8 protein-coding genes are annotated in these 4,418 nt (G+C 68.7%); 4 read left to right on the top strand and 4 right to left on the bottom strand.

What is annotated here, in order from left to right; genetic code table 11:
* Positions 1-2: 2 nt before the first annotated feature.
* On the top strand, positions 3-578 hold the full coding sequence (locus VF662_RS07465) for a thermonuclease family protein (protein WP_464139456.1): 576 nt from the start codon (positions 3-5) through the stop codon (positions 576-578).
* A gap of 10 nt (positions 579-588) precedes the next feature.
* Here VF662_RS07465 and VF662_RS07460 read toward each other — a convergent pair whose 3' ends face one another.
* The gene (locus tag VF662_RS07460; protein WP_464139453.1) at positions 589-786 is read right to left on the bottom strand and encodes a KTSC domain-containing protein; all 198 of its coding nucleotides are present in this window, start codon (positions 784-786) and stop codon (positions 589-591) included.
* A 134-nt stretch (positions 787-920) separates the two neighbouring features.
* On the opposite strand from VF662_RS07460, the gene VF662_RS07455 reads away from it, so the two are divergent.
* Both VF662_RS07455 and VF662_RS07450 read left to right on the top strand, forming a co-directional pair.
* The gene (locus VF662_RS07455; RefSeq protein ID WP_464139450.1) at positions 921-1,268 is read left to right on the top strand and encodes a hypothetical protein; all 348 of its coding nucleotides are present in this window, start codon (positions 921-923) and stop codon (positions 1,266-1,268) included.
* Positions 1,269-1,370: 102 nt separating this feature from the next.
* Positions 1,371-2,465: an extracellular catalytic domain type 1 short-chain-length polyhydroxyalkanoate depolymerase gene (locus tag VF662_RS07450; RefSeq protein WP_464139448.1), complete on the top strand. Its 1,095-nt coding sequence runs from the start codon at positions 1,371-1,373 to the stop codon at positions 2,463-2,465.
* Here the strand turns inward: VF662_RS07450 and VF662_RS07445 are convergent.
* Complete coding sequence (locus VF662_RS07445) at positions 2,462-2,704, bottom strand: hypothetical protein (protein ID WP_464139446.1); 243 nt, start codon at positions 2,702-2,704, stop codon at positions 2,462-2,464. The genes VF662_RS07450 and VF662_RS07445 overlap by 4 nt on opposite strands.
* Positions 2,705-2,737: 33 nt before the next feature.
* Positions 2,738-2,986: a hypothetical protein gene (locus VF662_RS07440; RefSeq protein WP_464139444.1), complete on the bottom strand. Its 249-nt coding sequence runs from the start codon at positions 2,984-2,986 to the stop codon at positions 2,738-2,740.
* A gap of 82 nt (positions 2,987-3,068) precedes the next feature.
* Here VF662_RS07440 and VF662_RS07435 point away from each other — a divergent pair, with 82 nt between their 5' ends.
* Positions 3,069-3,476, top strand: coding sequence for a low affinity iron permease family protein (locus tag VF662_RS07435; protein ID WP_464139459.1), 408 nt, complete (start codon positions 3,069-3,071; stop codon positions 3,474-3,476).
* Positions 3,477-3,510: 34 nt separating this feature from the next.
* Here VF662_RS07435 and VF662_RS07430 read toward each other — a convergent pair.
* Positions 3,511-4,418, bottom strand: a 908-nt coding sequence (locus tag VF662_RS07430) for an NYN domain-containing protein (RefSeq protein WP_464139442.1), incomplete at its 5' end; no start/stop codon positions are given.

The following is a 4,418-nucleotide window of genomic DNA, read 5'->3' as shown; positions in this document are numbered from 1 at the left end:
CCATGTCCAGGCATTGGAGCCCGCCGCGCACGCGCCGGCAATTCAGCATCGGCGAGATCCGGCTGACCCTTCTCGCCGGCATCATGCTCGGCCTCGTCGCCGGCGGACTTGGCACCGCCTGGCCGGGCGAAGCACCGGAATCGGCCGCTCCGGCCATCGCTGCTTTTTCTCCCGCCGATCCCTTCGCCGAGGCGCGCAGATCCCGCGAAATCCTCCGCCCGCAGGAAGCGTCCGTCCAGGCGCGGCCGGAGACGGTCGGCCACGGCGACATGGTCGACGTCATCGACGGCGATACCTTCCGCTACGCCGGCGATAAAATCCGCATCGCCGACATCGACACGCCCGAAGTGCGCGGCCGCTGCGCCTATGAGACCGCACTTGCCGCTCGGGCCACCGAGCGGCTCGCCGTGCTGCTCGCGGCGGGCCCGTTCCAGCTTGAGCCCGTCGAACGGGACGAGGACCGCTACGGGCGCAAGCTCCGCATCGTCACCCGCGGCGGCCGCTCGATCGGCGATCAGCTCGTGTCCGAGGGCCTTGCGCGCACCTGGAGCGGCCGGCGCGAGCCCTGGTGCGCCTAGGCCCGACCACTCAATCCAGCTCCTCATAGGCGTAGCGTCCCCGGATGCGCGCGTTGAAGTGACGCCCCTTCGCAAAGGCTCCACGGAACGCCTCGGCCGCTTCGGGAGGCACCTCGCGGTAGAGGTAGCGGCGGCCGGTTGTGAACAGCACTTCCAGCTCCCTCGTCTCCGGCCTGTACTCGAACGATCGTATGATGGTCGAAGGCATTGTGGGACTCGCTCCGGGGTCGACGAGTAGAACGCGCAGGCCCAGTATCGGGAGCCGGCGGCCAGCTCGGAATGCCGCGGCGCCTCATCCTCGCCGCAATGGGCGCGGATCGTGGGCGCAGCAGGGAGCGAGACATGGGACTGGCTTTGTTGATGGCGCTTCAGTCGGCTGCGCTCGCGCCGCCTCCTCCTCCGGCGCTGGTTTCCGATTTCGACCTGGCGACCTTCCGGCCGTCCGGGGACGCCGCTGACGGGAGGGGCTGCGTCGGCCGCGACCCTTCCGAGATCGTCGTCTGCGGCAGGCGCCGCCGCGGCGGTGCCTATCCATTTGCGGAGATGGAGCGGAAGTTCGCCGTCGGCCCCATCGTCGCGGAGGCCGGCATCGGCGGCGGCGCCACCGGCCGCGCCTATGTGGAGGGCGTGGAAATCGGGCCCGGGATGCGCAGCAACCGCTTGATGGTGGGCATCAAGCTCCCTTTCTGACGCTGAATGCGCGGGTGGCGCATTGTAATTTGCTGCACTGCAACAAACATGCTCTGGTGACGTTTCAAACGCCGAACGTACCGGCGACACAGGGAGTAGGACATGCCAGCAGTGACGCCGAGACTGAGGATCAGGCGGCCGCGCAAGGGCGCAAGCGGCTTCGCGCCGCGCTCGGCCGTAAAGAACCGGCTGGCTGAGCTCGGGCCGATCCCGAACAACCCCGGCAACCTCATCGGACGCTACTATGTGCCCAAGGGGCTGAGGGGGGCGGCGCCGTTGGTGGTGGTCCTCCACGGCTGCACCCAAGACGCCGCGGTCTACGATCAGGGATCGGGTTGGTCCCGGCTTGCGGACCGGCACGGTTTCATCCTGCTCTTCCCCGAGCAGCAGCGGGCGAACAATCCGATGCTCTGCTTCAACTGGTTCTCGGGGAGCGACACCCAGCGCGGGATGGGCGAGGCGGCTTCGATCCGGGCGATGGTGGAAGCGGTCGGCAAGGTGCATGAGGTCGACCCGAAGCGGATCTTCGTCACCGGATTGTCGGCGGGCGGAGCGATGGCATCGGTGATGCTCGCAACCTATCCGGAGCTGTTCGCGGCGGGAGCGATCATTGCCGGCGTGGCTTACGGCTGCGCGTCGGGCGTCGCGGAGGCGTTCGAGTGCATGGGCGGACGGGCGCATGCGGATGCGGCCGAGCTCGGGCAGCGGGTCCGCCGCGCGTCGGCTCACAAGGGGCCGTGGCCGCGGGTGCAGGTGTGGCAGGGGAGCGCCGATACGACGGTGGTGGCAAGCAATGCGGACGCGATCGTCCGGCAATGGGCGGACCTGCATGGGCTCTCCGTGAAGCCGGATCGCACCGACAGCGTCGAAGGCTATCCGCGGCGGGCGTGGCTGGATGCGGAGGGGCGGGCGGTGATCGAGCAATATACGATCACCGGAATGGCGCACGGAATCCCGCTTCAGCCGGGCACCGGCGAAGGCGAGCTGGGCGAAGCGGGGGCGCATATGCTCGACGTCGGGCTGAGCTCGACCGATCGGATCGCGGAATTCTTCGGCCTTGCGACCGCTGCCGCGGCCCGGAAGACGACTGCGCGGGCAGCGGATCCGGTCCGTGCGGAGGAGGCGCCTAAAGCTTCTGCCGGAGGCGTTCAGGCCGTGATCGAAAAGGCGCTGAAGGCCGCGGGGCTGATGCCCTAGGAGGCGGATGCCTCCGGGGTCGGCGCCGCGGCGGGGGTGGCCGCTGCGGCGCTCCGGCTCTTCGAGGCTTCCTCGCAGATGAGGCGGAGCTGGCGGCTGATCGAGGGACCCTGGAGGTGAGCCTCGACCTGGTCGTGCCGCTCGCGCTTCAGCTGGAGGCGGATTTCGGCGGAGCTGGCATAGTCGCCCGAACGGGCAAGCTCGAACGCTCGTTCGAGCGTACTTGGGGGAATCTTCATGCGCTCCCCTATGCACGCGGCCATCGAAATCACCTAATTGCCCGCTTTTCCGCGCTCGATCGCCTTGATCCGCCGCTCGGCATCCTCGGTCCGAGCCTCCGCCTCGTTCTCGATCCGCTTGATGGTGTCGCGCCGCTCGATCGCATCGTTGCGGTCGAGCTCGGCCGTCGCGGCCTCCACCGCCCCCGGCGGAGCCTCCGGCGCTTGCGGAGAGCCGCAGGCGGCAAGAGCGAGGAGAGGGGCGAGGAAGAGCGGGGTGGAGAGGGTGTGTGAACGTGCCATGACACCGATATGGGGTATCCGCTCGCATAAGCGAGGGCCGGGGCGGCTGTTGCGGCGTTCGAAAGCGGCGTATCGTGCCGGAATGGACCGCCTCTTCACCGCAGCGGCGACTCGAATCGCCGCATTCGCCGGGCAGCCCGCTGCCTTCACGGCCGCTCTGGCGCTGATCCTGATCTGGGTGCTCACCGGCCCGGTCTTCCATTATTCGGACACCTGGCAGCTGGTGGTGAACACGGCGACGACCATCGTCACCTTCCTGATGGTGTTCCTGATCCAGAACAGCCAGAACCGGGACGCGGCGGCGATGCAGGCCAAGCTCGACGAGGTGATCCGCGCCGTCGAGGGCGCCCGCAACGAATTCATCGGCATCGAGCACCTCACGGACCGCGAAGTGGAAATGATCCGCCGCCGCCTCGAAGAGGAGTTCGCGCCGCACCCCGAGGGCAAGAAGCCCGCCGACAGCGTCGAGCGGCTGCTCGAGCGGATGTAGGGAGGAGGCCCCCAAACCGGGCGGAGCGCGACGTTCATTGCCGCGACTGGCCCCCGATCGCGGCCGGCAGGCGCTCGGCAAGGGCTTCTCCGCGCGCTCCACCGGCCATGGGAGCGGCGGTGCGATCGCGGTTGCGCTTGTCGGCGACGTAGGTCTGGCCGTTGTCGGCGCGGACGATCTCGAACAGGCCGGTGGCTTCGAACAGCTTCGGGAAGTTGCGGGCGCCGTAATTGCGCGGATCGATCGGCGCCTGGCGCTTGGCGGCGCTTCCGGCGGCGGAGAGATTGGCCCAGCCGTCATCGCCCGCCGCGGCCTCGACCGCTCCGCGAAGCACCGAGACGAGCTTGGCGTCCTGGCTCAGCGGCTTGGCGCCCGCCGCCTCCTCCTTCGGAGCGGGCGCTGACCTTGCGCGGCCCGAACGCCTCGGGGCGGCGGCGGGGAGGGTTGATGCACCGGCTGGAGCATCGGCCGGCTCCTCGCCCAGCTTGTCGAGGTAGAGGAAGGTCGAGCAGGCGTTGACGAACGGCTCCGGAGTCTTGCGCTCGCCGAAGCCGTAGACCTCGTGGCCGTTGGCGCGCAGCTGCATGACGAGCGGCGTGAAATCGGCGTCGCTGGAGGCGATGCAGAAGGCGTCGGGCTTTTGCGTATAGAGCAATTCCATGGCGTCGATCACGAGCGCCATGTCGGTCGCGTTCTTGCCCTTGGAATAGCTGAACTGCTGGATCGGGCGGATGGCGTGCTCGTGCAGCCGCGCCGTCCAGCCCTTCAGCCCCGAGCTCGCCCAGTCGCCGTAGGCGCGGCGGATGTTGGCGACGCCATATTTCGAAAGCTCGGCCAGCATCGCCGCGATCTTGCCGTGCGAGACGTTGTCCGCGTCGATGAGGAGCGCGATCCGCCGGTTGGGGACAGCCTTTGCCGACTGGTCTGGATCGATCATCGCCT

The sequence above is a fragment of the Allosphingosinicella sp. genome (assembly GCF_036387215.1).
Taxonomy (GTDB): Bacteria; Pseudomonadota; Alphaproteobacteria; order Sphingomonadales; family Sphingomonadaceae; genus Allosphingosinicella.
Note: the sequence above shows the minus strand (reverse complement) of the source record. Positions and strands in the feature narration are given on the sequence as shown.

What these genes read in the sequence shown, in the direction of transcription:
- VF662_RS07465 (WP_464139456.1), top strand. Translation starts at nt 3, where the DNA reads ATGTCCAGGCATTGGAGCCCGCCGCGCACGCGCCGGCAATTCAGCATC.
- VF662_RS07460 (WP_464139453.1), bottom strand. Translation starts at nt 786, where the DNA reads ATGCCTTCGACCATCATACGATCGTTCGAGTACAGGCCGGAGACGAGG.
- VF662_RS07455 (WP_464139450.1), top strand. Translation starts at nt 921, where the DNA reads ATGGGACTGGCTTTGTTGATGGCGCTTCAGTCGGCTGCGCTCGCGCCG.
- VF662_RS07450 (WP_464139448.1), top strand. Translation starts at nt 1,371, where the DNA reads ATGCCAGCAGTGACGCCGAGACTGAGGATCAGGCGGCCGCGCAAGGGC.
- VF662_RS07445 (WP_464139446.1), bottom strand. Translation starts at nt 2,704, where the DNA reads ATGAAGATTCCCCCAAGTACGCTCGAACGAGCGTTCGAGCTTGCCCGT.
- VF662_RS07440 (WP_464139444.1), bottom strand. Translation starts at nt 2,986, where the DNA reads ATGGCACGTTCACACACCCTCTCCACCCCGCTCTTCCTCGCCCCTCTC.
- VF662_RS07435 (WP_464139459.1), top strand. Translation starts at nt 3,069, where the DNA reads ATGGACCGCCTCTTCACCGCAGCGGCGACTCGAATCGCCGCATTCGCC.